Annotated in this window: 27 protein-coding genes; 3 read left to right on the forward strand and 24 right to left on the reverse strand. The window is 69.2% G+C overall.

The features are described 5' to 3' along the window. Positions 1-2 precede the first annotated feature (2 nt). From QJ043_RS02845 to rpsP, 6 genes are all read right to left on the reverse strand, one after another. The gene (locus tag QJ043_RS02845) at positions 3-926 is read right to left on the reverse strand and encodes a glycine--tRNA ligase subunit alpha (RefSeq protein ID WP_283712654.1); all 924 of its coding nucleotides are present in this window, start codon (positions 924-926) and stop codon (positions 3-5) included. A gap of 146 nt (positions 927-1,072) precedes the next feature. Further along, positions 1,073-1,675 carry a signal peptidase I gene (lepB, locus tag QJ043_RS02850; RefSeq protein ID WP_283712655.1) on the reverse strand — a complete coding sequence of 201 codons (603 nt, stop codon included), beginning with the start codon at positions 1,673-1,675 and terminating at the stop codon, positions 1,073-1,075. A gap of 29 nt (positions 1,676-1,704) precedes the next feature. Next, positions 1,705-2,475 (reverse strand): tRNA (guanosine(37)-N1)-methyltransferase TrmD, encoded by a 771-nt coding sequence (gene trmD / locus QJ043_RS02855; protein WP_283712656.1) that lies wholly within the window; start codon positions 2,473-2,475, stop codon positions 1,705-1,707. Continuing rightward, positions 2,472-2,996, reverse strand: coding sequence for a ribosome maturation factor RimM (locus tag QJ043_RS02860; RefSeq protein ID WP_283712657.1), 525 nt, complete (start codon positions 2,994-2,996; stop codon positions 2,472-2,474). Before QJ043_RS02860 ends, trmD begins: the two co-directional genes overlap by 4 nt. 2 nt (positions 2,997-2,998) lie before the next feature. Next, positions 2,999-3,295 carry a KH domain-containing protein gene (locus QJ043_RS02865; RefSeq protein ID WP_283712658.1) on the reverse strand — a complete coding sequence of 99 codons (297 nt, stop codon included), beginning with the start codon at positions 3,293-3,295 and terminating at the stop codon, positions 2,999-3,001. A 1-nt stretch (position 3,296) separates the two neighbouring features. Then, the gene (gene rpsP / locus QJ043_RS02870; RefSeq protein ID WP_283712659.1) at positions 3,297-3,644 is read right to left on the reverse strand and encodes a 30S ribosomal protein S16; all 348 of its coding nucleotides are present in this window, start codon (positions 3,642-3,644) and stop codon (positions 3,297-3,299) included. 354 nt (positions 3,645-3,998) lie between these two features. Between rpsP and QJ043_RS02875 the strand changes: the two genes are divergently transcribed. The 3 genes from QJ043_RS02875 (at position 3,999) to dinB (ending at position 7,375) form a co-directional block, all read left to right on the forward strand. Then, positions 3,999-4,673 (forward strand): response regulator transcription factor, encoded by a 675-nt coding sequence (locus QJ043_RS02875; RefSeq protein WP_283712660.1) that lies wholly within the window; start codon positions 3,999-4,001, stop codon positions 4,671-4,673. A 165-nt stretch (positions 4,674-4,838) separates the two neighbouring features. After that, the gene (locus tag QJ043_RS02880; protein ID WP_283722722.1) at positions 4,839-6,095 is read left to right on the forward strand and encodes a sensor histidine kinase; all 1,257 of its coding nucleotides are present in this window, start codon (positions 4,839-4,841) and stop codon (positions 6,093-6,095) included. Next, on the forward strand, positions 6,095-7,375 hold the full coding sequence (gene dinB, locus QJ043_RS02885) for a DNA polymerase IV (RefSeq protein WP_283712662.1): 1,281 nt from the start codon (positions 6,095-6,097) through the stop codon (positions 7,373-7,375). The genes QJ043_RS02880 and dinB overlap by 1 nt, the downstream gene beginning before the upstream one ends. A 38-nt stretch (positions 7,376-7,413) precedes the next feature. On the opposite strand, the gene rsfS is transcribed toward dinB, so the two are convergent. The 18 genes from rsfS to QJ043_RS02975 all read right to left on the reverse strand — a co-directional run bounded on the left by rsfS (position 7,414) and on the right by QJ043_RS02975 (position 25,651). After that, positions 7,414-7,761 carry a ribosome silencing factor gene (gene rsfS, locus QJ043_RS02890; RefSeq protein ID WP_283712663.1) on the reverse strand — a complete coding sequence of 116 codons (348 nt, stop codon included), beginning with the start codon at positions 7,759-7,761 and terminating at the stop codon, positions 7,414-7,416. Beyond that, on the reverse strand, positions 7,762-8,433 hold the full coding sequence (yqeK, locus tag QJ043_RS02895; protein ID WP_283712664.1) for a bis(5'-nucleosyl)-tetraphosphatase (symmetrical) YqeK: 672 nt from the start codon (positions 8,431-8,433) through the stop codon (positions 7,762-7,764). After that, positions 8,430-9,026: a nicotinate-nucleotide adenylyltransferase gene (gene nadD / locus QJ043_RS02900; protein ID WP_283712694.1), complete on the reverse strand. Its 597-nt coding sequence runs from the start codon at positions 9,024-9,026 to the stop codon at positions 8,430-8,432. Before nadD ends, yqeK begins: the two co-directional genes overlap by 4 nt. A 58-nt stretch (positions 9,027-9,084) precedes the next feature. Continuing rightward, positions 9,085-10,341, reverse strand: a complete 1,257-nt coding sequence (locus QJ043_RS02905; RefSeq protein WP_283712665.1) for a glutamate-5-semialdehyde dehydrogenase — start codon at positions 10,339-10,341, stop codon at positions 9,085-9,087. 41 nt (positions 10,342-10,382) lie between these two features. Further along, complete coding sequence (gene proB, locus QJ043_RS02910; RefSeq protein ID WP_283712666.1) at positions 10,383-11,510, reverse strand: glutamate 5-kinase; 1,128 nt, start codon at positions 11,508-11,510, stop codon at positions 10,383-10,385. Next, positions 11,511-12,887, reverse strand: a complete 1,377-nt coding sequence (gene obgE, locus QJ043_RS02915; RefSeq protein ID WP_283712667.1) for a GTPase ObgE — start codon at positions 12,885-12,887, stop codon at positions 11,511-11,513. It abuts the gene before it with no gap. 98 nt (positions 12,888-12,985) lie between these two features. After that, positions 12,986-13,246 carry a 50S ribosomal protein L27 gene (gene rpmA / locus QJ043_RS02920; RefSeq protein ID WP_283712669.1) on the reverse strand — a complete coding sequence of 87 codons (261 nt, stop codon included), beginning with the start codon at positions 13,244-13,246 and terminating at the stop codon, positions 12,986-12,988. Positions 13,247-13,278: 32 nt separating this feature from the next. After that, complete coding sequence (rplU, locus tag QJ043_RS02925) at positions 13,279-13,617, reverse strand: 50S ribosomal protein L21 (RefSeq protein ID WP_283712670.1); 339 nt, start codon at positions 13,615-13,617, stop codon at positions 13,279-13,281. A 77-nt stretch (positions 13,618-13,694) separates the two neighbouring features. Next, positions 13,695-14,513, reverse strand: coding sequence for a TIGR03936 family radical SAM-associated protein (locus QJ043_RS02930; protein ID WP_283712671.1), 819 nt, complete (start codon positions 14,511-14,513; stop codon positions 13,695-13,697). Beyond that, a complete protein-coding gene (locus QJ043_RS02935; RefSeq protein ID WP_283712672.1) occupies positions 14,513-16,390 on the reverse strand; it encodes a TIGR03960 family B12-binding radical SAM protein in 1,878 nt (625 codons plus the stop codon). Before QJ043_RS02935 ends, QJ043_RS02930 begins: the two co-directional genes overlap by 1 nt. Before the next feature lie 4 nt (positions 16,391-16,394). Then, the gene (locus QJ043_RS02940; RefSeq protein ID WP_283712673.1) at positions 16,395-17,438 is read right to left on the reverse strand and encodes a hypothetical protein; all 1,044 of its coding nucleotides are present in this window, start codon (positions 17,436-17,438) and stop codon (positions 16,395-16,397) included. A gap of 113 nt (positions 17,439-17,551) precedes the next feature. Further along, a complete protein-coding gene (locus QJ043_RS02945) occupies positions 17,552-18,805 on the reverse strand; it encodes an FtsW/RodA/SpoVE family cell cycle protein (RefSeq protein ID WP_283712674.1) in 1,254 nt (417 codons plus the stop codon). Between the two features lie 8 nt (positions 18,806-18,813). Further along, entirely contained in the window at positions 18,814-20,847 is a 2,034-nt protein-coding gene (mrdA, locus tag QJ043_RS02950; RefSeq protein ID WP_283712675.1) for a penicillin-binding protein 2, read from the reverse strand. 7 nt (positions 20,848-20,854) lie between these two features. Beyond that, positions 20,855-21,418 carry a rod shape-determining protein MreD gene (gene mreD / locus QJ043_RS02955; RefSeq protein WP_283712676.1) on the reverse strand — a complete coding sequence of 188 codons (564 nt, stop codon included), beginning with the start codon at positions 21,416-21,418 and terminating at the stop codon, positions 20,855-20,857. Continuing rightward, positions 21,418-22,431: a rod shape-determining protein MreC gene (gene mreC / locus QJ043_RS02960; protein WP_283712677.1), complete on the reverse strand. Its 1,014-nt coding sequence runs from the start codon at positions 22,429-22,431 to the stop codon at positions 21,418-21,420. Before mreC ends, mreD begins: the two co-directional genes overlap by 1 nt. 7 nt (positions 22,432-22,438) lie before the next feature. Further along, a complete protein-coding gene (gene mreB / locus QJ043_RS02965; protein ID WP_283712678.1) occupies positions 22,439-23,482 on the reverse strand; it encodes a rod shape-determining protein in 1,044 nt (347 codons plus the stop codon). Between the two features lie 123 nt (positions 23,483-23,605). Continuing rightward, entirely contained in the window at positions 23,606-25,036 is a 1,431-nt protein-coding gene (locus QJ043_RS02970) for a tetratricopeptide repeat protein (RefSeq protein WP_283712679.1), read from the reverse strand. Positions 25,037-25,111: 75 nt separating this feature from the next. Next, positions 25,112-25,651: a peptidylprolyl isomerase gene (locus QJ043_RS02975; RefSeq protein ID WP_283712680.1), complete on the reverse strand. Its 540-nt coding sequence runs from the start codon at positions 25,649-25,651 to the stop codon at positions 25,112-25,114. Between the last annotated feature and the right edge of the window lie 238 nt (positions 25,652-25,889).

Consider the following 25,889-nt stretch of genomic DNA (forward strand, 5'->3'; position numbering starts at 1 on the left):
GGTCACGCCACCTCCACGGCGTCGCCGGCGGTCAGGGGCAGGTGCTCGCCCTTGCTGGCGACCACCTCGAGATAGCACTCGCAGGATTTCTTGGCGATGGTGCGGACGCGCAGGATGTAGTTGGTGCGCTCGGTCGCCGAGAGCGCGCCGCGGCTGTCGAGCAGGTTGAACGCGTGGCTGCACTTGAGCACGCAGTCGTAGCCGGGCAGCGGCAGCTGGGCGTCGAGGCAGCGCAGGCACTCGGCCTCGTAGTCATCGAACTTGGCGCGCATCATCTCGACGTTCGCCACCTCGAAGTTGTAGGCGCTGAACTCGCGCTCGTTCTCGAGGAACACCTGGCCGTAGGTCATCGGCGTGCCGTCGGGCAGGTAGCTCCACACGAGGTCGTAGACCGAGTCGACGCCCTGCGCGTACATCGCGATGCGCTCGAGGCCGTAGGTGATCTCCACCGGGACCGGGTCGCACTCGATGCCGCCCACCTGCTGGAAGTACGTGAACTGCGTGACCTCCATGCCGTTGAGCCAGACCTCCCAGCCGAGGCCCCAGGCGCCGAGCGTCGGGCTCTCCCAGTCGTCCTCGACAAAGCGCACGTCGTGCTTGGCCGGATCGAGGGCGATGGCCTCGAGGCTCCCGAGGTAGAGGTCCTGGCTGTCCACCGGGGACGGCTTGATCAGCACCTGGAACTGGTAGTAGTGCTGCATGCGGTTGGGGTTCTCGCCATAACGGCCGTCGGCCGGGCGCCGGCAGGGCTGCGGGTAGCAGCAGGCCCAGGGCTCCTTGCCAAGGGACCGGAGCAGCGTGGCCGTGTGGAACGTGCCCGCGCCCACCTCGGAGTCGTAGGGCTGCATCACCGTGCAGCCCTTGTCGGCCCAGTAGTGTTCCAAAGCCAGGATCATGTCCTGGAAGGTCAACGCCTCTTTGTCCATAGGCTCAAAACCCTTCGCCGTACTTCTGGTCTGCGCAGCTCGCGCACGGTGTTCCAGTGTACTGCCGAACGGGCTTTTACAGAGTGACGAGCCGCGAGCTGCGGCTACTCGGGCACCACAGCTTTTACACCGTCACGACGTTCGCGCTACTTCCCGGACTCAAAGACCCCGACGTCGTTGAGGGGCCAGAACGTCACCCAGGCGCGGCTCGTGATCATGTCCCGCGTGATCGGCCCGAAGTACCGGGAGTCCAGCGAGTTGGTGCGGTTGTCCCCCATCACCCAGTACTCGTCGTCGCCGAGCGTGTAGGGGTACGAGACGGGGCCGTCCAACGTCTCGGCGTGCCGCTCGATCGGGTCCGTGGGCTTGCCGAGCACGTAGGGTTCGTCCTGAGCCACGCCGTCCACATACACGACCCCGTTCTGCAGGTCGACCGTCTGGCCGGGCGTCGCGATGACGCGCTTGATGAGCGTGGTCGAAGAGTCCTCGGGGTCGAGGAACGTGACGACCTCCCCCGCCTCCGGGTCGCGCGTGCGATAGGTGATCTTCTCGCCGAGGATCCGGTCGCCCACCTGGATCGTGTTGATCATCGACTCGGAGGGGATCTCGTAGGGCTCCACCACATAGGTGCGCAGCAGGATCGCGAAGACCACGGCCGCCGCGATGATCGCCACCCACTCCACGATGTCGCGCGCCCGCGACCGTTTGGGTTCCAAGGCCTTCGCGGTGGCCTCCCGCTTTGCGTCCATCAGGGTCGCGCCTTTCTCGGAGGCGGGCCCTACGAGCACGTCTCGCGGGGCCCCGTGGGGTTCTCGTCTTCGAGGCCCGCCGCGACGTCCGCCAGCAGGTCTCGGTCCTTCTCGCTCAGCGGCGCCGTCTCCAACAGGTCCGGCCGCCACCGGTAGGTGCGCTCCAAGGCGCTCGAGCGACGCCACTCCTTTATTCTTCCATGGTCGCCAGAGAGCAATACGTCGGGGACGGCCATTCCCTCAAACACCGCAGGGCGCGTGTACTGCTCGAACTCGAGCAGCCCCTCCGAGAACGACTCCTCGTCGGCGGACCCCTCGCCCCCGAGCACGCCCGGGATCAGTCGCACGGCCGCATCGGTCACGGTCAGGGCTGCCAGCTCTCCGCCCGTGAGCACGTAGTCGCCAAGGGAGAGCACCTCGTCCGCCAGCGAGTACGCGCGCTCGTCCATGCCCTCGTACCGCCCACAGACAAAGAGCAACCGCTCCTCGCGGGACAGCCGCTCCGCCGCCGCCTGGTCGAAGGGCTTTCCACAGGGCGAGAAGAAGACCACGTGGGCCGGCACCGGGCCAAGTTCCTGCACGGCCCGAACCGCCTCGAAGATCGGGGCCGGCTTCATCAGCATGCCCGGGCCGCCGCCGAATGGGGCGTCGTCCACGGTGCGGTGCCGGTCGTGGGTCCACTCGCGAAGGTCGTGGGCACGGAACTCGAGGAGGCCGGCCTTCTGCGCGCGCCCCAGGATCGAGGCGTCCACGTAGGGCCCAAAGACCTCGGGGATCACGGACACCGCGTCGACGATCATGGCTCCGCCCCCTCGGCCGGCACGATGCCGCTCGGGAGGTCGAAGACCACGGCCTCGTCGGTGACGTCCACGAGCAGCTCCTCCACCGCGGGCACGAGCACCTCCCCGAAGGGGCCCTCAACCACCCACACGTCCTGCACGGGGCCCTCGAGCACGTCGACCACCTCGCCGAGCGCACCGAAGGTCACGTCCTCCACCGGCAGGCCAATGGCCTCGGCCGCATCGCGAAGGACGAGGTCCTCGGGCAGATCGCACCGCCGCGCCAATAGGAAGCGTCCGGCCACAGACTCGGCCCCGTCGCGGTCCTCGCAGCAGGTGAGACCCACCAGCACACCGCGCGGGCCCTCCTCAACAGACGCGACAGCGCCGTGGCGGGGTCCTTTGAGCGTAGGGGGCACGACCCAGACCTCGAGTCCGGGGCGCAAAAGAAGAGGAAGGCCGTCCGCCGCCTGGCAGACCACCTTCCCACGGGACCCGTGGGCCTTGGCCACACGGGCGATGATGCGATACTCGCTGGCCACGCTTACCCCAGCACCTCGACCTCGACGGGCACGCCCACTCGAGAGCCAAGAGCTCGGGCGAGCACGCGGAGGGCCTTGATGGCGCGACCGTGGCGGCCGATGACCTTGCCTGCGTCCTCCTCGGCGCAGCGCACCTCGATGAGGCAGCCGTCCGCGCTGTCGGTGACCTCGAGCGTCACGTCGTCCGGATGGTCGACGAGACCGCACACGACAAGCTCCACGAGGTCCGCCACGCGGTCACTCGGCAGCTCCGGCTGGGGAGCCTCCGCGTCCTGGGCGGAGAGGGGCTCCTCGGCCATGCTACTCGGCGCTCTCAGCGGCCTGGGCGGCGGCGAGCTCCGCGGCCTCGCGGTCCTTCTGCAGCTGCTTCTTGGACTTCTTGGCGCGCTTCGGAGCGGCGGGCTCGTAGCCGTTGCGGGCGATGTCCACCAGGTGCGACACGCTGTCGCTCATCTGGGCGCCCTTGCCGATCCACTCGTCCACCTTGTCCAGGTCGACCTGGATCATGTGGGGCTGGGAGACGGGGTTGTAGATGCCGACCTGCTCGATGAAGCGGCCGTCGCGCGGCATGCGCTCGTCAGCCACAACGATGCGGTAGAAGGGGCGCTTCTTGGCGCCGTGACGGGCCAAACGGATCTTGACTGCCAACTTGAGACTCCTCTAGACGAATGCGGGAACGCGAGATATGTCCCCGCACCACACAAAAGCCCTCACATCATAGGATAGTTCGCACGGGACGGGGCCGAAAACCACAAACGTTCGCAGCCGACGTCGTGAGCGCGGCTTCCCTGCAAGTTTTCAGACACCTTAACCTATGACGCGAGATCGTGGAGTTCTGAGGCTTCTGAAATCAAGGGCCTTCGGCGTGTCTCATTTTCAGAAACAGGGTACATGGTTGAAGAGCCTGGGAGCCGGGACGACCCGGGCGCCAGACCAACCAGATCCAGGCCGTGGACAGGCGGCACAAGCACGCGCAGGCCCTGGGACCCTAGAGGAGGCAATATGAACATCCTGGTCGTGGAAGACGAGAAGAACCTCAATGAGGCCATGTGCCACATCCTCGAGGAAGAGGGCTACCACACCAAGGCCGCGTACGACGGCAAGACCGGCTACGAGCTGGCGGGCACCAACGAGTACGACCTCGTCCTCATGGACGTCATGCTCCCCGAGATGGACGGCATGGAGGCCGTGCGCCGGCTGCGCCACGACGGCAACGCCACGCCCGTGATCATGGTCACGGCCAAGGTGGCGACCTCCGACAAGATCGAGGGCCTCGACTGTGGCGCCGACGACTACATGACCAAGCCCATCGACACCGACGAGCTGCTCGCCCGCATTCGCGCCAACTCCCGCCGCAAGGGCGAGGTGGCCGTGGACGAGATGAAGTTCGGCGACCTCGTGCTCGACCTCCACACCCACGACCTCAAGTGCAGCGGCCGCGAGGTGCACCTCTCCCAGAAGGAGTTCGAGGTCATGCGCACGCTGATGAGCTCCACGGGCCGCGTGGTGTCCAAGCACGACCTGCTCGCGAGCATCTGGGGCACCGACGGCGACACGTCCGAGAACTCCGCCGAGGCCTACATCTCCTTCCTCCGCAAGAAGCTCTCGCACCTGCACAGCTCCGTGCAGATCACCACGCTCCGCATGCTCGGCTACCGCTTGGAGGAGCTGAACTAACCCTGAAAGTTTGGTCACATCGTTGACGATGGCTGGCATGCGCCCGGGGTGTTCAGGCCCCGGGCGCTTTTCCGTTAGACTCTGATCAGGAACGGCCCCGAAGGGCTGACGCGCCCGCGAGGGGCGCCCGGTGCGCCCTCGGAGCCACGAAGTGGGGGGACGCCGGTGCTCAAGCGCTTGCAGCGCAACTTCATGGTGCTGACGATGACGCTCGTTGCCATCGTCCTCTTCGGCACGCTCGCGATCTCCTATACCGCGACCCAGACGCAGCTGGACAACTTTGTCGTGGCGAGCCTCGACCGCGTGCTCGACACCACGACGCCCACCCGGCCCTACATCGGCGTGCTCACAGCGGCCTCGGGCTCGGACGACGAGTCCAACTTCGGGCACATGGCCGTCTATTGGATCGACATCGACCATGAGACCGGCACCACCGCGTTCAATGACTCTGCGGCCATCATCGGCCCGCGCGCCCTCTCGGCCGTGATGAACGCCGCCTCCTCCACTGAGGAGGACCTTGGCTACATCCCGGCCTACGACATCGTCTGGAAGCGCGGCGAGGTGCCCGGCGCCACCCGCATCGCGGTCGCCAATACGACCGGCGTCGGCACGGCCCTCTCCTACCAGCTCTCCACCAACATCGCGCTCGGCTGCGTCACCCTCGTGCTGCTCGGCGTGGCCATGTTCTTCATCTCCCGCTGGATGATCCAACCGGTGTGCGAGGCCTGGAGCCTGCAGCGCCAGTTCACGGCCGACGCGTCCCACGAGCTCAAGACGCCGCTTGCCGTCATCCTCGCCAACAACCAAATCATGCGCTCGGCCGAAAAGCGCATCCCCGAGGAGTACCACCGCTGGATCGAGTCCACCGGCTACGAGGCCAAGCGCATGCAGAACCTGGTGATGTCGCTGCTCGAGCTCTCCCGGGCCGACGAGGGCCGCACCCAGCAGGGCATTTACCGCCAGGACGACCTCGACCTCTCGGCCATCGTCGAGGTCATGACGATCCAGTTCGATGTCGTGGCCTTCGAGCACGGCCTCATGATCGAAGAGCACATCGAACCGGACATCCATGTGGTCGGCGACCGGGACGCGCTCGAGAAGGTGGTGAAGGTCTTCCTCGACAACGCCGTCAAGTACTCCACGCAGGGCAAGCCCGTGGACGTGACCGTGAAGCGGGTCCGCAAGGGACGCTACGCCCGCGTGGCGGTGCGCAACTGGGGCGACGTGCTGAGCCCCGAGGACATCTCGCACATCTTCGACCGCTTCTACCGGTCGGACAAGGCGCGCGGCCGGGAGACCGGCGGGTTCGGGCTCGGCCTCGCCATCGCGAAGGCGATGGTCGAGAACAACAAGGGCACGATCGCGTGCGCGAGCTCGGCCGAGGACGGCACCTGCTTCTCCTTCGAGCTGCCGGTGGCCTGATGCACGGCACGTTCGCGCCGGGAGGTCACGACTTCGTCTGGAAGGGGCCGGCCATCGGCCTGCTGGACCTCGACGCGTTCTTTGCCTCCGTCGAGCAGCTCGACCATCCGGAATGGCGCGGCAAGCCGCTGATCGTGGGCGGGTCGCCGGAGCGCCGCGGCGTGGTGACCACCGCCAGTTACGAGGCGCGTCCCTTCGGGGTGCACAGTGCGATGCCGAGCGCCCAGGCCGTGAGGCTCTGTCCGCAGGCCATCTGGACGCAAGGCCGCTTCGACCGGTACCGCGAGGTGAGCGACCAGGTGATGGCCCTCTTGCGCGATGAGACGCCCCTGGTGGAGCAGGCGTCCATCGACGAGGCCTTCTTCGACGTCACGCCCGGCCGCTTCAACCGAGAGGACCCGGTGGCGATCTGCGACCGCGTGAGGGCCCGCGTGCGGTCCCTCGGCGTCACCTGTTCGGTGGGCCTCGGGGTGAACAAGACGGTGGCGAAAATCGCGAGCGACCAGGACAAGCCGGACGGGCTCACCGTGGTGCCCCCGGGAACCGAGGGCGCGTTCCTCGAGGACCTCCCCGTTGGCGCGATGAGCGGCGTGGGGCCGGCCACCGAGCGGCACCTGCACGAGCTGGGCGTCCGGACCCTCGGACAACTGGCTCGCCAGGACCCCGAGGCGATGCGGCACGTGTTCGGAGTGACGGGTCCCCGGCTCGTGGAGCGCGCCGCCGGCCGCGAGCGGTCGTCCGTGAGCCCGGACCCGGACCCGGTGAAGTCCGTCTCGAACGAGCGCACGTTCTCACAGGACCTCACCCGCGAGGAGGACCTGCGCGCCGCGGTGCTGTCCGTGGCGGCGAAGGTGGGCGCCCGGCTCCGGCGCAAGGGCCTCGAGGGGCGCCTCGTGACCGTGAGGCTCAAGTACGACGTGACGCACACCAAGAGCGCGCAGGCGCCGCTCCCCCAGGCCACGGACGACGAACACGTCTTCGGGCCGGTGGCGTGGCGGCTCGCGCAGGGGCTCTGGCAACCGGGCCTCGGCATCCGCTTGGTGGGCGTCGGGCTCTCCCGCTTCGGCGAAGAGGACGGCGGGGCCGTGCAGCTCGAGCTGTTCTCGGAGAGCCCGAGCCCCGAAGCGGAGTCAGTGAGGCCGCGCCATGGGCGCGACCTCTCAACGGCGACCGACTCGATCCGCGAGAGGTTCGGCGACGGGGCGCTCGTGTTCGGCCGCGACCTGCGCCTGAAGGACCGGGAGACCGACACTACCCCGATGAACAAGGACCGCTTCTAGCGGACGCTCGGCAGGGCCCGGCCAAGCGATCCGGAAGACTAGCGGGCCTCCCGTTCGGGCACCTCGGCCCAGAGCTTCTCGATGCGGTAGAAGTCCCTCGCCTCCGGCTGCATCACATGGACCACCACAGGGCCGTAGTCGAGCAGCACCCATGACTGGCCCTGGCGCCCCTCAACGGAGAGCGGCTTCACGTCGAGGTCCTTGCGCAGGCGCTCCTCCACCTCGTCGATCACAGCGTTGGTCTGCGGGTTGTTCGCGCAGGTGCACACCACCAGGTAGTCGCACACGTCGCTCTTGCCGGTGACGTCCACCACCTGGACGTCGGCGGCCTTCTTGTCATCTGCGGCGGCCGCGGCGAGCGCGGCCATCTCCTTGGCTTCAGCCATCTAGCGTGCCTTCCTTTCCTGCTGGGGCGGCTCCCTCCGCACCAGCTCGTTGTACACATCCAGCGTGCCCGGATAGAGGTACCGGCGCGTGTCCACCACATAGGCCACGCCGTCCAGGAACGAGTCGAGGAACAGCCGGTCCAGCGGATCCTCCCCCACGCGGTCGCGCTGCCTCTCCAGAGCCGGGACCGGGGGACGGGTGGGCTCTAGGCCGTCGGCAACAAAGAGCACCATGTCGAGCGGCGCCATGTCCGGGGCGCCCAACGTGTGGCGACCGATGGCCTGCAGCACCTCGGCAGAGAGCCAAGGATACCGGTCCTTGAGGGTCCGCTCGGCGACGAGCCCATGGAGCAGGCCCGAGACGTCCTCGAGCGGCACGCCCAGGTCGATGCCGAGCTCCTCCGCCTTCGCGACGGTCTCGGCGTTCGACGCGGCCTTCTCCCAGTCGTGGAGCACGCCGGCGACCCGTGCCTCGAACGGGTCCTGGCCGTAGTGGCGCGCCAGCGCCTCGGCGGTCCGTCCCACCATCAGCGAGTGCTTGAGGCGCCGGGGCTTCTCGGACAGGTACTCCGCCAGGTCTCGCTCCAGGCCCTCCACCACCTGCGCCTGCTCCGGCGTCAGTGTCGACGGCTCTGCGAGCCACGCCTCGAACGCGCGCCGCCCATCGCTCATGCGTCCCCCTTTGTCCGATACAGGCCGTGCTTGGAGATGTAGCCCACCACCGAGTCGTTGGTGAGGTACCGCACGGGCATCCCCTCGCGGGTCCTGGCCCTGAGGTCAGACGACGAGATGGCGAGCGCCGGCACCTCGAGGTACGTCACATCGAACGGAAGCCCCGACTCGGCGATGGCGCGCCGGGCGCGCTCAAGATCGTACCCGGGGCGCGTCGCGCCCACGAGCTTGGCGAGACGGGCGACCCGGCCGGCCTCATGCCAGGTCACGATGTCCACCAGGGCGTCCGCACCCGTGATGAAGTAGAACTCCACGTTGTCCGGATAGAGCTCCCGGAGCTGCTCGAGCGTGTCCGCGGTGTAGGTGACGCCCGGTCGCTCGATCTCGAGGCGGGACGCGTAGAACCGGGCGTTGTCCGAGGTGGCCAAGAGCGTCATCGCGAACCGGTCCTCCGGGTCGCTGACGTCGCGGTCCTGTTTGAAGGCCGGCGCGCCCGCCGGCATGAAGATCACGGCGTCGAGCCCGAGGACCGTGGCCGCCGTCTCGGCCGCCACGAGGTGCCCGAAGTGGATCGGGTCGAACGTGCCGCCCATGATGCCGAGCCGGCAGGGAAGGCCGTCCGCGCCGAGCTCTGGAAGCAGCCCCTCCACGTCAACGCACCTGCCCCGTGCCCCGTACCAGGTACTTGGTGCTCGTGAGCGCCTCCGCGCCCATCGGCCCCCGCGCGTGCAGCTTCTGGGTCGAGATGCCGATCTCGGCGCCGAGTCCGAACACGCCGCCGTCGGTGAAGCGCGTGCTGGCGTTCACATAGACCGCGGCCGCGTCCACGCGCTGGAGGAACGTCTCAGAGGCCGCGTAGTCCTGGGTCACGATGCACTCGGAGTGGCCGGTACCGTGCTCGTTGACCCAGGCCACGGCGGCCTCCACGTCCGGGACGCACCTCACCGACATCTGGAGGTCGAGGTACTCGCGGTACCAGTCGGCGTCATCGGCCTCCCCCATTGCGACGCCGCAGCCGACCGCCACCGCGCGTGCCTGCTCGTCGCCGACAAGGACGACGCCCTTCTCGGCCAGGGCCACGAGGACCGGCGGGAGCAGCCGCTCGGCCGCGCATGCGTCCACGAGCAGCGACTCGGCCGCGTTGCAGACGCCTGGGCGGCTCGTCTTGGCATTGACGACGATGCTCACGGCCATGGTAGGGTCGGCCGTCCGCTCCAGGTAGATGTGGCAATTGCCGGTGCCGGTCTCGATCACGGGCACTTTCGCGCCCTGCACGCAGGCCTGGATGAGCGAGGCGCCTCCACGCGGGATCAGCACGTCCACAAGGCCCACGGCCTCCATGAGCCGGGTGGTCTCGGCGCGGTCGGTGGACTCGATGAGCTGCACGGCCTCCGGGTCGAACCCCGCGCCCGCGAGGCCCGCGCGCGCGGCGTCGGCGATGGCCGCGCAGCTGGCGGCGGCCGCGGAGCCGCCCTTCAGCACGCACGCGTTGCCCGAGCGCAGGCAGAGCGCGATGGCGTCGGCCGTCACGTTCGGCCGCGCCTCGTAGATGATCGCGACGACGCCGAGGGGCACGGTGACCTGTTCGAGGGAGAGCCCGTTCTCGAGCACGCGGCCACCGACCACGCGGCCGATGGGGTCCGGCTGTCCGGCCACCTCCTCCATCGCGGAGACGAGCGCGTCGACGCGCCCTTGGTCCAGCATCAGGCGGTCAAGCAGGGGCCCCGGCATGCCGTTGGAGCGCCCGCGCGCCATGTCCTCCTCGTTGGCGGCGAGGATGCGAGGAGCGGCGGCCGCCACCCCGACAGCGGCGGCTCGGATGGCCTCGGAGCGCCCACCGGCGCCGAGGGCGTGCAGGGAGGGCGCGGCGTCGGCTGCGAGGCGCGCTTTGGTCAGTGCCTCGGACATGAGGCCTCCTCTCGGTGCGGGCCTTGAGGGCCCTTGGGCATCTAGAACACGAGCAGCTCGTCCCGATGAATCGCGGGCTGGTCGGCAAGGTCTGGGAAGAATCGGGCGACGACGTCGGAGGTGAGCCCGCGCGACAGGTCGAGCTCCCGGCTCGAGAACCGACTCACGCCGCGGCCGAGCAGGGCCCCCTCCGGGTCGAGCACGGACACCACGTCGCCGCGCCGGAAGGTGCCGTCCACCGAGGTCACGCCCACCGGCAAGAGCGACGCCCCACGCTCCCGGAGGGCGCGGACGGCGCCGGCGTCGAGCGTCACGGAACCACGGACCTGGGTCGCGAGCCCGATCCAGAGCTTGCGCGCCTGCTCTCGCGAGGCGTCCGGCGCGCGGAAGTCCGTGCGACGCCCCCGACCCTCCACGCAGTCCACGACCACGCCCGCACGACGGCCATTCGCAATGGTCATCGGGATGCCCGCAGCGAGCAGCGCCCGGGCGGCGCGGAGCTTCGTCGCCATGCCGCCGGTGCCCACGGACGACCCCGCTCCCCCGGCCGTGGCCAGAAGCGCACCATCGACCGCGCCCACCGACTCCACGAGGACGGCGTCCGGATCCTCCGCCGGGTTGGCCGTGTAGAGACCGTCGATGTCGGAGAGCACCACGTACTGCTCGGCCCCGAGCAGCGCCGACACGATAGCGCCGAGCATGTCGTTGTCGCCGAAGACGTTCTGGCACTCCTCGGAGCTCACGGTGTCGTTCTCGTTGACCACGGGCACGACGCCCAGCTCGAGCAGCCGGTCCAGAGTGCTCCGGGCATTGAGGTAGCCCTCGCGGTCCATCACGTCGCGCTTGGTGAGGAGCACCTGCGCCACCTTGAGGCCGAGGGCGGCCATGGCCTCGGCGTAGGCCTCGGTGAGCGCGGCCTGCCCGCAGGCGGCACAGGCCTGGACGCCCGGCATGTCCTGGGGGCGCCCCGGCAACCCGAGTCGCTCGACGCCCACGGCCACGGCCCCGGACGAGACGAGCACCGGCCGCTTGCCGCGCTCGACGAGGTCGGCCAACTGCCGGCACAGGCCGTCCAGGAACCCTCGGTCGAGCGACCCCTGCCCGCCCACGAGCGTCGAGCTCCCCACCTTCACGACGATGATGCCGTCGAGGGCCTCCGGATGGGCCATCTAGTCCTCCTCGGAGAGCAGGTCGTCGTCCTCGAGCAGCTCCGCGAACTCGTCGTCGGCCGGCGCCCCTTCATAGGTGAACGCGAAGTCCAGCACGCGCACCTCGTCCCCACCTTTGACCCCGGCCTTGGCGAGCGCCTCGTCGAAGCCCATGCGGTCGAAGCGGTGCTGCAGGTACGAGACGGCCTCGTCGTTGTCCCAGTCGGTCATCACGACCAGGCGCTCCAGGTTGGTCCCGGAGGCCCGCCACACGCCGCCGCCGAGGTTCTGGATGTCGATCGCGCGGTCGCGCCTGTCCCGGCGCGAGGTCCAGATCTTCTCGTAGTCGGCGGCGGGCGCCTCCACCTCGATCTGGGAGCGGAGCTCGGCCACCTTGTCCGCCGTGACGAGTTCCAGCTCGTTGATGCCCTGGCCGGTCACGGCCGACACCGCGAAGAAGGGGCGACCGTCCGCCGCCGCCCGCGCCTGCAACCGCGCGAGGGCCTCGGAGGTGCCCGGCATGTCGGCCTTGTTGCCCACGACGATCTGGGGGCGCTCGGCCAGCGCCTCGGCGTGCGCGGCCAGCTCCGCGTTGATCTTCTCGTAGTCGTCCACCGGGTCGCGCCCCTCGAAGCCGCCCGTGAGGTCCACCACGTGCAGGATGAGGGCGGTGCGCTCGATATGGCGGAGGAACTCGTGGCCCAGACCCTTGCCCTCTGACGCGCCCTCTATGAGGCCCGGGACGTCCGCGGCCACGAAGCTCTTGTCATCCGCGGTGACGACGCCGAGGTTGGGGACGAGCGTCGTGAACGGGTAGTCGGCGATCTTGGGTCGGGCCGCGCTCATCCGCGCGATGAGCGAGCTCTTCCCCACGGACGGCATGCCCACGAGCGCTGCGTCGGCCATGAGCTTCATCTCAAGCTCGATCCAGTGGTCACGGGCCGGCTCGCCCTTCTCGGCGAAGGCCGGGGCGCGGCGCACGGAGGTCACGAAGTGGATGTTGCCGCGACCGCCGCGACCGCCGGGCGCCACGACCACGCGTTCACCCGGCTGCGTGAGGTCGGCGATCTCGTACAGGGGCTCCTGGGTCTCGGGGTCCAGCTCGCGCACGACGGTGCCGAGCGGCACACGGAGCTCCAGGTCCTGGCCGGTCTTGCCGTGGCGACGCGCGCCCTGGCCATGGGTGCCCCGCTCCGCTTTGAAGTGGTGTTTGTAGCGGTAGTCGATCAACGAGGAGAGCTGCGGGTCCGCGACCAGCACGACGCTGCCGCCCTCTCCGCCGTCGCCGCCGTCCGGCCCGCCCTTGGGCACGTGCGCCTCGCGTCGGAAGCTCATGCACCCGGCGCCGCCGTTGCCGCCGCACACGTTGATACGGGAGACGTCTGTGAAGAGGGGCATGGCAGCCCTCCTTTGCGCTCAATGGTTCGCGATAGCAAAGAACCCCCAGCGCTGCCGGGGGTCCCATTCAAAAAGCTTCGTACGGTCGCCCGGAGCCGTTACTCGGTCTCCGCGACCGGGCGCACATGCACCTTGTGCTGGCGGCCGCGCGTGAACTCGACCTTGCCCTCGGCGAGCGCGAACAGCGTGTCGTCACGACCGATGCCCACGTTGTCGCCCGGGTGGATGTGGGTGCCGCGCTGGCGCACGAGCACCTCGCCGGCCTTGACGTGCTGGCCGCCGAAACGCTTGGTGCCCAGACGCTGGGCGTTGGAATCACGGCCGTTGCGGGACGAGCCGAGGCCTTTCTTATGAGCCATGGTGTTCCTGCCTCTCTATCTCGATCCGCTGACTACTCGGCGGTGACGGTGACGGGAGCCTCCTCGACGGGAAGGTCCACGATCTGGAGCTTGGTGAGCTGCTGGCGATGTCCCTTGGTGCGCTGGTAGCGCTTGCGCTTGTGGAACTTGAAGACGATGACCTTCTCGCCCTTGTGCTGGTCCACGACCTCGGCCGTGACCTTCTTGTCTGCCAGCGCGGCGGGGTCAACGACGGTGGCAGCGCCGTCGTTAAGCAGGAGGACGTCCAGGGACACCTGGTCGCCAGGCTGCGCGTCGAGCTTCTCGACGTCGAGGACGTCGCCCTTGGCAACCTTGTACTGCTTGCCGCCAGTCGAAACGATAGCGTACATGTGACATAACCCTTCGTGCGGAGTTGGTGCAACAGCTGACAATCATAGCGACGGCGCCGGAGGCCGTCAATAAAAGCTCACGCCGTACCAGCGCGTTCACGGAAAGCTGACGCGGCAGGAGCCCTATCGAACGGGCTGGTGAGCGAGCCGTCCTCCTCTTCGTGCCATTGGCCGTCGCGAACCACGGAGAGGCCGGGGGCCGGCGAGCCGGACAGCTCGGGCGTCTCCCACATCGCCCGCACGAACGCTTCGGGTCGGAGCGACCCCTCGTTGGACGAGCGCGTCATCAACGTGAGGCGACACGGGAGCCGAGGCCACGACGCGGTGTCCGGCAGCGACCCGTCCGGGCCGGGCACGACGAGATGGCCGTCCCGAGTGCCGCCGGAAATGGAGAGCAAGGTGCGCTCCAGATCGCAGCGCTTGAGCTTGGCGCCCCGGCGGAACTCGAACCATCCCTGGCGCACGAGCCGCTGCCAGGCGGCCACGATGTCCTGCTCGTCGGCCTCGGTCTCAAGTGTCACCGTCCATTGGCAGAGGTCCAGCCATGCCTGGAGGGCCGCCGACCTGAGCGGCACGTACGCCGCATCATGGAACGGCACGTCGGGCTCGGTGGCGGCCTGCAACGCCGCCAGCGCCTCGTCGGCCGGGACGATGCGGGTGAGCCAGAGGTCCAGGTACTCGTGCTCGCTCGACGCCCCCACCGGCAACGCCGCCGAGTAGGCCGCCTTCATCCGCTGGTTGAACCCCTGGGTGAGCGCGTAGGGCAGCCCGGCGCGCCGGATCGTGCGCTCCAGCGTGCGCATCAGGTCCAGATGGCCCAGGTAGCGCAGCCGCCCCTGCTTGCCGTAGCGCAGGCGCAGCCGGAACCGCTCGTCGTGTGCCGTCTCGCCGGCCATCAGACCCTCTCCTTCGCCAACACGTTGTCCACGCCCAACGTGGGACAGACACCGCAGCCCTGACAGCTCTCCCTTGTGCAGTCGGCGGTCGTGACGCCCTCCATGGCGCGGCGCCACTCGCGCTTGAGGAAGCCCTTCGAGACGCCGGGGCCCACATGCTCCCAGGGCAGTGGGTCGTCGAGGTCGAACGGCCGGGCGGCCAGGCCCTCGAGGTCCCAGCCCATCTCCTGCGCGGCCTCCACCCAGCGGTCGAAATGGAACTGGTCGGTCCAGGCGTCGAAGCGACAGCCCTTCTCCCAGGCGCGACGGGTCAGCTCGAAGCCGCTTCGGTCCACCTTGGAGAGCATCGCCTCGAGCATCGAGGTCTCGGCGTCGTGGCAGTGGACCTTAATCGCCCGGTCCTTGATGGAGTGCACGAGCATGCGCTGTCGGCGGTTCACCTCGTCGAGCGGAAGCTGGCCGCACCACTGGAACGGCGTGTCGGCCTTGGGCACGAAGACCGAAACGGCCACCGACACACCGACGGAGCCGCGCTTGCCCTTCGGCACCGTCTCGCGACCGATCTGGAGCACCCGCTCCGCGAGCTCGCCGATGGCGAGGACGTCCTCGTCGGTCTCCCCCGGCAGCCCCATCATGAAGTAGAGCTTCATGCGGGTCCAGCCGTTCGCGAACGCGTTCCGCGCGGCCCGCTCGAGGTCTTCCTCCGTCACGTTCTTGTTGATGATGTCGCGCAGCCGCTGGCTGCCGGCCTCGGGCGCGAAGGTGAGGCCGCCCCGCTTCGCGCCGGCCACCTCCACCGCCATGTCGACGCCGAAGCTGTCGAGGCGCTGGGAGGGGATCGAGACGCGCGAGCCGGTGCCCTCGAGACGGCGGTTGAGCCGGTGCAGGAACTCGCGACAGCAGGAGTGGTCCGTGGTGGAGAGGCTCATGAGCGAGACCTCGTCGTAGCCCGTGGCCTCAAGGCCCTGCACCACGGCCGACACCACCTGGTCGGCGCTCCGCTCGCGCACCGGCCGGTAGGTGATCCCGGCCTGGCAGAACCGGCAGCCGCGCGCGCAACCGCGGAGCACCTCGATGGACAGCCGGTCTTGGACGGTCTGCATGTGCGGGACGATCGAGCCGGCGAGCGGGTCGCTCGCCGCAAAGTCCTCGCAGACCCGCTTGTGAATCACGGCCGGGGTGCTCGCGCCCTCCTTCGGCCGCAGCGCGGCAAAGGGCGCACGGGGGCCGTCCGGAACCGGTTCGAACAGGGCCGGCACGTACACGCCCTGGACCTCGGCAAGCGACGCGACCAGATCGTTCCGCGACAGGCCGGCCGCGCGGCCCGCCCTCACCTTCTCGGCCACCTCGACGATCTGCTCCTCGCCCTCCCCCATCAAGAAGGCGTCGACCATCGGCGCGAAGGGCTCGGGGTTCCAGATGCCCGGCCCTCCTGCGATCACGATCGGGTCCTCCTCCGCACGCTCGTCCGAGGTGAGCGGGATGCCGGCCAGGTCGAGCGCCTCGAGGACGTTGGTGCCGGCCATCTCGTGCGCGATCGAGAACCCCACGACGTCGAAGCTCGCGACCGGGGCCGACGACTCGAGCGCCAGCAGCGGCACGCCGCCGTCGCGCATCGCGTCCGCCATGTCCGGCCAAGGCAGGTAGCAGCGCTCGCAGGACAGCCCCGGCGTGCGGTTGAGCGCGTGGTACAGGATCGCGACTCCCAGGTTGGGCTGGCCGATCTCGTAAACGTCCGGGAAGACCAGGCACACGTTGAACGCGCCCGGCTCGGGCTCGAGCGCCCCGAACTCACCGCCCAGATAGCGGGCCGGCTTCTCGACGTGGGCGAGCAACGGCTCCAGCTCCGCGAAGCGGTTCTCTCGTTCCATCCTCATCGGCTCACGCTTCCATGGCACGGCCGTCGCCCACGGCGAACCACCGGACGGGGATGCCTGCCGCCGGCACATCCTCGGCCTCGGGCTCGTCACCGCGTCGCTCGGGCTCCGAGTAGGTCGCGCCCCCGACCTCGACCACGTGCCCAGCAGCGAGCGAGGCCCGGTGCCGAAGCTCGTCCACGGCGTCCGTCAGCTGCTCCCGCAGCCGCTCGACCTGCTCGTCGAACTGGTCGCCCGCCTCGAAGCGCGCGGTCGCGACGGCTCCCACGGCCACGGTCCCGGCCCAGCCGAGCGCGCCGCGCACGAGCCACGCGACGCCCGGGGCCCAGGCGCAGAGACGACGGGCGGCCTCGCGGGTGACGATCCCCATCGCGGCGACGCCGACCAGCGCCGGGACATCGGGGCGCCCGGCGCCGTAACCGTAGACCGAGGCGATGCGCGCCACGAGGCCGGCCTCCGTCGCGAACATCACCGGGAAGTCCGCGCCCTTGACAAGGTCGATCGCCCCGACGCCGGCATTGGCGAGCGCACAGGCCAGGGTCTCGCTCTTGGCCAGCGCCGCACGACAGAACGGGAAGCTCGCCGCGAGCGCCATGGCCTTGTCGGTGGCACCGACGCACCAATCGGCGAGCGCACCGAGCATGCGGTCGGGGTCCCGGGCCGTCACGGTGCCCCACGGCACCGTGACGTCGAGCGGGTAGGGCGGCATCTCCACCGCGGACTCGGCGACGAGCACGGTGCGCACGCCCGTTGCGAGCCACGCGCGACCCACAGAGTCCGCCACGTCCGTGGCCGTGCCGCAGAGCACGACGCAGAGGTCCGTCTCCGGGTTCACCGCGACGGCCGCACCCGGCGCCGCGGCCGCGACGTGCACGAGCCCCGTCGCCGTGACCGGGAAGAACGCGCGCTTGAGCGCCTCCGCGAGCGCCCGGGGAGCGCCGGGGCACACCTCGACCGCAACGCGCACCGTCTCCGCAACGGCCTCCTCGGCGCTCTTGTTGGCGTCGAACACCTCTTTGACCTTGCCCAGCGAGAACCCGCTGCCCATAGGACCATCCTCCTCACGGCCGTCCGGCCGGATCTTTCTCTGTGGCATCCTACCCGAACTCAGTCGAGCCCCCGGCACGTGCCGGGGGCGGCCCCGTTGCGTGCGCTTGCCGCTCAAGCGGCCTTCGTCCTGTGCCGATAGACGCTCTGGACCATGCCGACAGCGGTGAGCTGCACCACCATCGACGACGCGCCGTAGCTGATGAAGGGCAGCGGGATGCCGGTGATCGGCATGATGCCGGTGCACATGCCCACGTTCTCGAGCAGCTGGAACGACCACATGGCAACCACGCCCACGAGCACGAGCTTGGCGAATGGCGACTCCATCTTCTGGGCGAGGGCGACCGTGGCGAAGAGCAGCCACGCGAAGAGCCCGAGCAGCAGCACGACGCCCAGGAAGCCGAACTCCTCCGCGAGCAGCGCGAACACGAAGTCCGTGTGGGCCTCCGGCAGGAAGCCGCCCCCGGCCTGGCTCGCGTTGCCGATGCCCTTGCCGAAGAGGCCGCCCGACCCCACGGCGATCTTCGCCTGCTGGAGGTTATAACCGTCGCCCGACGGGTCCACCGATGGGTCCACGAACACGATGAGGCGCTTCACCTGGTACGCCTTCAAGAGGCCGATCCCGTCCGCCTCCATCGCGGCCACCGACTGCCAGACCACAAGACCCGCGCCCACCACAATCAGAAGGATCGTGGGGATGACCCACTCTTTCCGGGCACCGGCGCAGATGATGATGGCGGCCCCGGCGACGAGCACCACGAGCGACGTGCCGAGGTCCTGGGTCAGGAGCAACACGAAGGGGACGAGCAGCATCCCGCACAGCTTGCAGTACTCGCGGAACGAGCCGATGCGCCCGTTGTACTGGGCGCCAAGCCCGGCCATGTAGTAGATGGTCACGAGCTTCATGATCTCGGAGGGCTGGACGCGGAGACCGATGCCCGGGACCTGGATCCAGCCGGACATGCCCTTGGCAGAGTAGCCGAGTCCGGGAACGAGCGGGAGCGCCCAGAGCACGATGTCGAGCACGAGGAGCGCGGTCGTGTAATTGGCCAGGTCGCGGTAGTCGTAGCGCCAGAGGATGAGCGCGGCGGCGAGCCCGAGGGCCACGCCGAGCAGCTGACGCGGCAACGACGCGTCCGAGATGCTGAGGGACGCGGACCACACGACGACCAGCCCGTAGAGCGTGAGGAGCACCGCAGGCCAGAGCGCCGGCAGGTACAGCTCGCCCTTCAGCCGGGTGCGCCGCTGAAGCCGCGCGTGTGCGCCGCCCGGTCGTTTGCCGGCATCGCCGCCGAACATCGACGACACCATCTCCGAGAAGCCCGGGTTCTTGACACCGGTGCCCCGTTTTGTCCGTCCGTCTCCCACGAGGCTCCTCACATGGACTGGTTGCTCGAGACGACGGTGGCGTCGTCCGGTGCGTCGTACAACTGGCCAAGGACCTCGCGCACGGCGTAGAGCGCCGAGGAGGCACCGAAGCCGCCCTGTTCCACGAGGGCCGCGACCACGTACTTGGGGTCGTCGGCCGGGGCGTAGACGCAGAACCATCCGGTCGGCTCCTGGCCGCTCCGCTCGGCGGTGCCCGTCTTGCCGGCGACCTTGACCGGCAGGTTGGTGAAGTGGGCCGCCATGCCGGGGTCCTCCTCGTAGATCATTCCCTCGAGGCCGGAGTGGATGAGGTCCATGTAGGTCTCGTCCTCCTGCACCGTGTCGAGGGTCTCCGGCTTGTGCTCGATCACCGTGCCGTCGCCCTCTTTGGCCGCTATGCCCTTGAGCACATGCGGCTTGTAGATGGTGCCGCCATTGCCATTGGCGAGCCCCATGTACACGCACGCCATCTGCAGCGGCGTCACGAGGATGTCGCCCTGGCCGATGGCGATGTTGGTGGTGTCGCCGCCCCGCCAGGTGCGGTCGTCGTCGGAGTAGCTGGCGAAGTAGTCCCACTTCCACTCAGGGGTCGGAACGCGGCCCACCTCCTCGGCCGGCAGGTCGATGCCGGTCCTCGAGCCGAGGCCCCACTGTTTGAACTTCTCCTGGAGCCCCTCCTTGTGGCTGGAGTTGTAGAAGCCCTTGCCGATCTCGTAGAACACCGTGTTGCAGGAGTTCACGATGCCGTCGCGGAGGTTGAGGGTGCCGTGCCCGGTCTTTTTCCAGCAGTACTGGCCATAGGCCTCACCGAACCCGGTCCAGTAGCCGGTGCAGGTGAAGGTGGAGTCCGGCGTCACGATGCCGTTGTCGAGCGCCGCGAGGGCGGAGAGCGGCTTGATCGTGGAGGCCGACGCGTACGTGCCGCCCACGGCGCGGTTCATCAGTGGATAGTGGGCGTCCTCGCTGGCCAGGGCGTCCCAGTCGTCGGTGGCGATGCCCCCGACGAAGATGGACGGGTCGAACTTTGGGTAGCTCGCCATCGCCAGCACGTCGCCGTTCGTGGCGTCGAGGCACACGACGGCGCCGGCCACTGCCGGCTTCCCGGCCGCGCGCGCATGCTCGACGGCCTTGTCGAGGCCGTCCTCCGCGGCCTGCTGCACGTTCGCGTCGATGGTGAGCACCACGTCCGATCCGGCGACGGCGGGCACGGAGCTGGAGGTGCCCGTGACGTTGCCGTCCACGTCCACGTAGACCTCCTGCTCGCCGCGGACCCCTTGGAGCACGCTCTCGTACTGGTACTCCACGCCCGCCTGGCCGGTGATGTCGCCGGAGCGGTACTCGATGGCCGTCTCGTCCTTGGCGCTGGCGTCCAGCTGGTCCTGGGACACCGTGCCCGTGTAGCCGAGCACGTGCGCCGCGAGCGTGCCCCGGGGGTAGTGGCGCTGCGTGCGCTGCTCGACGTCTACGCCCGGGAACAGGTCCGGGTGCTCCTGCAGGTAGGCCACCGCGCGGCGGGACACGTCCACCGCCACGGTCCGGGAGCCCTGGACCCCCTCCGTGGTGTCGAGGATGTTGCGGCGGACCGCCTGCCGCGGCATGCCCAGCAGGTTCGCGAGCAGCTGCACCTCGCGCTCGTCGTCCGCCACGTCCGAGGCGGCGACCACCGTGAGCGACGGCCGGTTGGCCACGAGCTCCACGCCGTTGCGGTCGAGGATGCGCCCCCGCGGGGCGGCCGTGGTCACCGTGCGCGTGCGGTTCTTCTCCGCCTGTTCCGCGTAGGCCTCTCCGCCCACGAGCTGCATCGACCACACCTTGCCGAGCAAGAGGGCCACGATGCCGCCCGAGAACAGCCCGAGGCCCGTCAGGCGCCCCTTGAAGCCCGTCTCGGAGGAGGTGTCGTTGCCGCCCGCCGCCCGCGGTGTCTGGCCGCCGATGTCCACGGTGAAACGGCCGCCGCGGGAATGGATCACCAGCGCGACGGCCACGACGGCCACCGCGGCGATGACCAGGCACATAATGAGAACGATGGTTCCCAAATCCATGGAGCTCCTAATGAAGGCCCTTGGTCGAGAGGCCCTTCTGACCCTTTCCCTTCCGTCTGTTTCCCAACTGCGGCGTGCCCGCCTGCCTGTGGCTCAAAACCCAACAGAAAGGCAGGAACACGATCACGTCCCACAGGGTGGAGGGGAGCCACCTCGTCAACAGCGCGTCGGCGATGCCGGCTCCTTGGCCGGCGATGATAAGCCCTAGCTGGTACAGAAGTTCGACGGCGGCAGCGGCTGCAGCGAAAATCCTCACAGACCCGGCGGCGTCGTCAGTGAGGCGGCTCCGCTCCCCCAGTCCGACGACGTAGCCGAGCGCGGTGAGCAGGCCGGCCATGAGGCCGACCGGGCCTGTGGTCACAAGGTCGTAGAAGAGCCCGGCACAGAAACCGGCGACAATGCCGTAGGTGCCCCCGGTCTGGAGCGCAACGAGGCCGGCGAACACGAGCGCGAGGTTCGGGTGCCCGTTGGCGATGGCCAGGTGCGGGGCGACGCCCACCTGGAGCACCGCGCAGATCACGGCGAGGACGGCCACGGTCTTCCGGCGCTTGTTGGTGTCGTTGACGAGCATCAACCCTCCTCACCGGTCGCCGCGGTCGAAGAGCCGGCGGACGTGGCGCCCGCGTCGTCGGACGCGGTGCCATCCGAGCCTGCGGCAGCGCCCGCAGACGTCGGCGACGCGCCCTCCTCTTGAGAGTCGGCCTCGGCCGCCTCGGCGGTGGAGGCCGACTGGTCGCTGCTCACCGCCGTGATCACAAAGACCTCTTCGAGGTTGCCCACCGCAGCGGCGGGCTTGACCGTGATGTCGTAGTACAGGGCGCCCGACGGCCTCTCGACGCTCGTGACGGTCCCGAGCAAGAGCCCCTTGGGATAGACGCCGCCAAGGCCGCTCGTGACCACGAGGTCGCCCACGGCCACGATTTGGTCGGCGCGCACGAGGGTCAGCGACAGCTCGTCGGCGCCGGTGCCCTCGAGCTGCCCCTGGGCACGGCTCGACTGCACCATCGCCGAGACGCCCGAGCGCTCGTCGGTCACGAGGCGCACGACCGCCGACGTGGGTCCGACGGACGACACCTGCCCGATGACCCCGTAGGAGTCGGTCACGGGCATGCCCACGGCGATGCCGGACGTCGTCCCTTTGTCGATGGCGATGGTCGTCGTGCCCGAGTCCACGGAACCGGACACCACGCGGGCGCCCACGCCGGTGAGGTCATAGCTGCTCTTGAGCTTGAGGAGCCCTTCGAGCCGCTGCGCCGCCTGAGCGGACTCGGCCAGCTGCGCGTTCTGGGCCTTGAGGCGCTCGTTCTCCTCTTGGAGCTGGGACAGGGTCTCCTGGCTCGCGGTGAGGTTGGTGAAGACGTTGCCAAGGCCGTCGAAGGGCGCGAAGACGACCGAGCCCAGATAGCGCACCGGCATCACGATGGTCTGGACCACGCCGCGCACGGCGGCCACCGGACCCGTCTCGCCAGCAGCCGACGACAGCGTGAACAGCACCAACGATACCGCCATCAGGACGGCGAACACGCGCACGCGGGAGGACCCGGACTGTCTGAGCCCGTGGGACAGCGAAGAATGCGACGCCATGAATCCTCTAATTGCCGGAGTTCTGAACGAAGCCGCCGGACAGCGCGTTGGCCTCGAGCACCTTCGCGCAACCGTTGACAACGTTCTCCAGGGCGGTGGGGCTCACGTTGACCGGAACCCCGGTCTCCTCCCGCAGGCGCTGGTCGAGGCCGCGGAGCATGCCGCCGCCGCCGGTGAGCATGATCCCGTAGTACATCAGGTCGCTCGCCAGGTCCGGGGGCGTGACGTCGAGCGCGTCCTTGACGGCCTTGGTGACCTCGTCGAGCGGGCGGTTGAGGGCGCGGCGGATCTCCTCGGACTCGATGCGCACGGTCTTGGGCAGGCCGTTCATCACGTCGCGGCCGTTCACCTCGACGTCGAGCTCCTCCTTGAGGGGCGCGGCCGAGCCCACCTTGATCTTGATGTCCTCGGCCGTGCGTTCGCCGATGGAGAGGTTGTAGGCGTTCCGGACGTGCTCGAGGATCGTCTGGTCGAACTCGTCCCCCGCCGTCCGGATGGACTGCGAGACGACGATGCCGCCCATCGCGATGACCGCCACCTCGGTGGTGCCGCCGCCGATGTCGACGACCATCGAGCCGGTCGGGTCCTCGATGGGCAGGTCGGCGCCGATGGCCGCCGCCATCGGCTCCTCGATCAGGTAGGCCTGGCGCGCGCCGGCCTGGATGGTGGCCTCGAACACGGCGCGCTTCTCGACCGAGGTCACGCCGGAGGGCACGCACACGACGACCCGCGGGCGCGGCGACCACGGGTAGCGGCGCTCGCGCGCCTTCTCGATGAAGTAGCGGAGCATGACCTCGGTGACGTCGAAGTCCGCGATGACGCCATCCTTGAGCGGGCGGATGGCGGTGATGGAGCCCGGCGTACGGCCGACCATGCGCTTGGCGTCGACGCCCACGGCGAGGACGCGCTCCTCGTTGCGGTCGATGGCCACGACGGAGGGCTCGTTCAAGACGATGCCCTCGCCACGCACGGCCACCAGTGTGTTGGCGGTGCCCAGGTCGATGGCCAGGTCGCCACCGTATTCTCCAAAGAGGCCGTCGAGTATCGACATACACCCTGCCTATCGAATCCCGCCTCGGGCGGGGCCGTCGTTCGTGAAGCTAAGGGCGATTCTACGCCCTCACAGGATCGTGCCCTTGGTTCTCCTCAAGCGCCCCAGAACCCGGTCGCGCCGTCAGCCCTCGGTCGTTGCCTCTCCCGTCTCGGTGGTGGTGCCGGAGCCGCCGTCAGAGGACGCGCCGGCGGACGCATCGTTCGAGGTGCCACCAGCATCGGTGCCCGTCACGTCGGCAGAGGCACCGGAGTTCGAGTCGGTGGACGACGAGGTCAGCGACTGGAACGAGAGCTGCACGTTCGAGACCTTCCAGCCGATGCCGTCGCGCACGAGGGACACAACATAGTCCTGCGTGCCGCCCTGGGACAGCGTCGCCGTCAGGGACACGGTGGAGGAGCTCATCGAGCGGTCCACGCCTGTGATGGAGATCTGCGCGTTGGCCGGCAGGATGCTCTCGATCGCGGTGCGCTCATCGGAGGAGACCGACCCGGCAATGTACGCGCCCATGTCGGTGCCATCGGTCTTCGCATAGAAGAGGTCGGAGACGACGTCCTCCTGGGTGGGCCAGCCAAAGCCCTTGTAGTAGGCGAAACCGGCCGCGCCCGCGACGAGCACAAGCAGCACGATGACCACGACGAGCACCTTGGCGCCCCCGCGCTTCTTCTTCTTGGCCTTGGCCTGCTTCTTGTCGGCCGCCACGATGTCCTGCTCGGAGATCGAGAAGAAGCCGGTGTCCTCCGGGGACGGGATGAACTCGCCGGACTTGCCGAGGGGGTCGAGCGGGTCCATCGCACCCGAGCCGCCGTAACCGGCCTCGGCGAGGAGAGCGTCGGTGCCCCCGGTGCTGCGCCCGAGCGCCGCCACGGCGTTGCGGGCCGCCGTGCAGGCCGCCTGCTGCTGCGGGGTGAGCGTGTAGGAGCCGTCGGCCGTTGCGTGGCCAAAGGCGTCGAGGGCCTCCTGCATGCGGCTGCCGGCGACGAACGCCTCGCCGAGCTGCGCGTAAATGGAGGCCTGGGCGCCCGGGGCGGCCGAGAAGTCGAGCGCGGTGCGGAGCGCCTCGACGGCATCGACGGGGCGCCCGAGCTCCAACAGGCACTGGCCAAGGGCCACGAGCGCCGGCGCCGGGTCCGGGTTGTACTCGTCGATGGCGGCCGCACGGTACGCGGCGCCGGCGCCGCGCGAGTCCCCGTGGCGGTGGCGCAGCGACGCGAGGGCCATGTTGGCCTTGTACTTGTTGTCATAGGCCGGGTCCGCCAGCGCCTGTTCAAGCGCGACCTCGGCCATCGCGTCCTGGCCTGCGGCCATCAGCGCCCGCCCGCGGTTCGACGAGAGCGCGCCCACCTTGCCGTAGGAGGTGTCCTCGAGGGCCTTCCCGTAGGCGTCGGCGGCCTCGGCGTACATGCCCATCTTCATGAGGGCGTTGCCACGCATGTGGTCGCAGGCACCGCAGACCTCACCAGGGCTCACCGCTGCCGCGAGCAGCGCCTGGGCCGTCGCGAAGTCGCCGTTCTGGTACGCGGCCTTGCCGGCCTGGAATGCCTGTTGATCCACAGTGGTCTCCTTGTCAAAAGCCCGCGGGGCGCGGGGCGTTGAGGGTGCGTTTCGTCGCTTTGACGGGAACCGTCGCTACCGGGGCTCGTGCTCCACGCGCACGGACTCGATGGTGTCGCCCGGACGGAGCGTTGGGAGGACGTCGGCGCCCTCCACGGTCTGGCCAAACACCGTGTAGCCAGAGTCGAGCGAGTGCTGGGGGCCGAGGCAGAAATAGAACTGTGACCCGGCGGAGTCCGGCAGCATCGAGCGCGCCATCGCCAACGCGGCATCGTTGTGCGAGTTGCGAGGGTTGGTGTCGTACTCGTGACGGATCCGGTAGCCAGGGCCGCCCGTCCCCGGCATGCCGTCGGGGCCACGGCGACCGGACGCGACATCCTCGGGGGTCATGTCGCGGGTGTTGGGGTCGCCGCCCTGGATCACGAAGCCGGGCACGTGCCGGTGGAACTTGGTGCCGTCGTAGAAGCCGGAGTTGGCGAGCTCGGTGAAGTTGCCCACATGGATGGGGGCGCCCTTCCCGTCCAACGCGACCTTGACGACGCCCTTCGACGTGACGAACGTCGCGACCTCGTCCCCGGTCGGGACGTACGCGGGCGTATAGAGCGGCTCAGCCATCCGGTCCCCCTTTTCAAGCGCCAACCGGCGCGCAGCGTCACAACAGCTCCCACATTTTACCAGCGGCGCTCTCTGTTCACAGTAACGGCATGCGGTCGCCAGGCCCGGGGGGGTCGCCTAGATTCGCGTCTCTACCCGAACGGTCCCAACACTCACCGGAACGCGTCGCGCTGGGTTCGGGGACCCGGCACCCTTTTGGCGACGGGCCGGACAGGCCGGCCCACGTCGGGAAGGGGGC

The sequence above is a fragment of the Kribbibacterium absianum genome, from assembly GCF_030067705.1.
In the GTDB taxonomy this organism is placed as follows: domain Bacteria; phylum Actinomycetota; class Coriobacteriia; order Coriobacteriales; family Atopobiaceae; genus Kribbibacterium; species Kribbibacterium absianum.

Bases quoted from the DNA above. Each gene is read 5' to 3' on its own strand.
- lepB (WP_283712655.1), bottom strand. From the start codon at position 1,675: ATGGACGCAAAGCGGGAGGCCACCGCGAAGGCCTTGGAACCCAAACGG.
- mreC (WP_283712677.1), bottom strand. From the start codon at position 22,431: ATGGCGTCGCATTCTTCGCTGTCCCACGGGCTCAGACAGTCCGGGTCC.
- rpmA (WP_283712669.1), bottom strand. From the start codon at position 13,246: ATGGCTCATAAGAAAGGCCTCGGCTCGTCCCGCAACGGCCGTGATTCC.
- QJ043_RS02905 (WP_283712665.1), bottom strand. From the start codon at position 10,341: ATGTCCGAGGCACTGACCAAAGCGCGCCTCGCAGCCGACGCCGCGCCC.
- rplU (WP_283712670.1), bottom strand. From the start codon at position 13,617: ATGTACGCTATCGTTTCGACTGGCGGCAAGCAGTACAAGGTTGCCAAG.
- QJ043_RS02930 (WP_283712671.1), bottom strand. From the start codon at position 14,513: ATGGCCGGCGAGACGGCACACGACGAGCGGTTCCGGCTGCGCCTGCGC.
- QJ043_RS02845 (WP_283712654.1), bottom strand. From the start codon at position 926: ATGGACAAAGAGGCGTTGACCTTCCAGGACATGATCCTGGCTTTGGAA.
- QJ043_RS02975 (WP_283712680.1), bottom strand. From the start codon at position 25,651: ATGGCTGAGCCGCTCTATACGCCCGCGTACGTCCCGACCGGGGACGAG.
- QJ043_RS02940 (WP_283712673.1), bottom strand. From the start codon at position 17,438: ATGGGCAGCGGGTTCTCGCTGGGCAAGGTCAAAGAGGTGTTCGACGCC.
- yqeK (WP_283712664.1), bottom strand. From the start codon at position 8,433: ATGAGCGATGGGCGGCGCGCGTTCGAGGCGTGGCTCGCAGAGCCGTCG.
- mreD (WP_283712676.1), bottom strand. From the start codon at position 21,418: ATGCTCGTCAACGACACCAACAAGCGCCGGAAGACCGTGGCCGTCCTC.
- QJ043_RS02875 (WP_283712660.1), top strand. From the start codon at position 3,999: ATGAACATCCTGGTCGTGGAAGACGAGAAGAACCTCAATGAGGCCATG.
- mrdA (WP_283712675.1), bottom strand. From the start codon at position 20,847: ATGGATTTGGGAACCATCGTTCTCATTATGTGCCTGGTCATCGCCGCG.
- trmD (WP_283712656.1), bottom strand. From the start codon at position 2,475: ATGATCGTCGACGCGGTGTCCGTGATCCCCGAGGTCTTTGGGCCCTAC.
- dinB (WP_283712662.1), top strand. From the start codon at position 6,095: ATGCACGGCACGTTCGCGCCGGGAGGTCACGACTTCGTCTGGAAGGGG.
- proB (WP_283712666.1), bottom strand. From the start codon at position 11,510: ATGGCCCATCCGGAGGCCCTCGACGGCATCATCGTCGTGAAGGTGGGG.
- nadD (WP_283712694.1), bottom strand. From the start codon at position 9,026: ATGGGCGGCACGTTCGACCCGATCCACTTCGGGCACCTCGTGGCGGCC.
- rsfS (WP_283712663.1), bottom strand. From the start codon at position 7,761: ATGGCTGAAGCCAAGGAGATGGCCGCGCTCGCCGCGGCCGCCGCAGAT.
- QJ043_RS02935 (WP_283712672.1), bottom strand. From the start codon at position 16,390: ATGAGGATGGAACGAGAGAACCGCTTCGCGGAGCTGGAGCCGTTGCTC.
- QJ043_RS02865 (WP_283712658.1), bottom strand. From the start codon at position 3,295: ATGGCCGAGGAGCCCCTCTCCGCCCAGGACGCGGAGGCTCCCCAGCCG.
- obgE (WP_283712667.1), bottom strand. From the start codon at position 12,887: ATGCCCCTCTTCACAGACGTCTCCCGTATCAACGTGTGCGGCGGCAAC.
- mreB (WP_283712678.1), bottom strand. From the start codon at position 23,482: ATGTCGATACTCGACGGCCTCTTTGGAGAATACGGTGGCGACCTGGCC.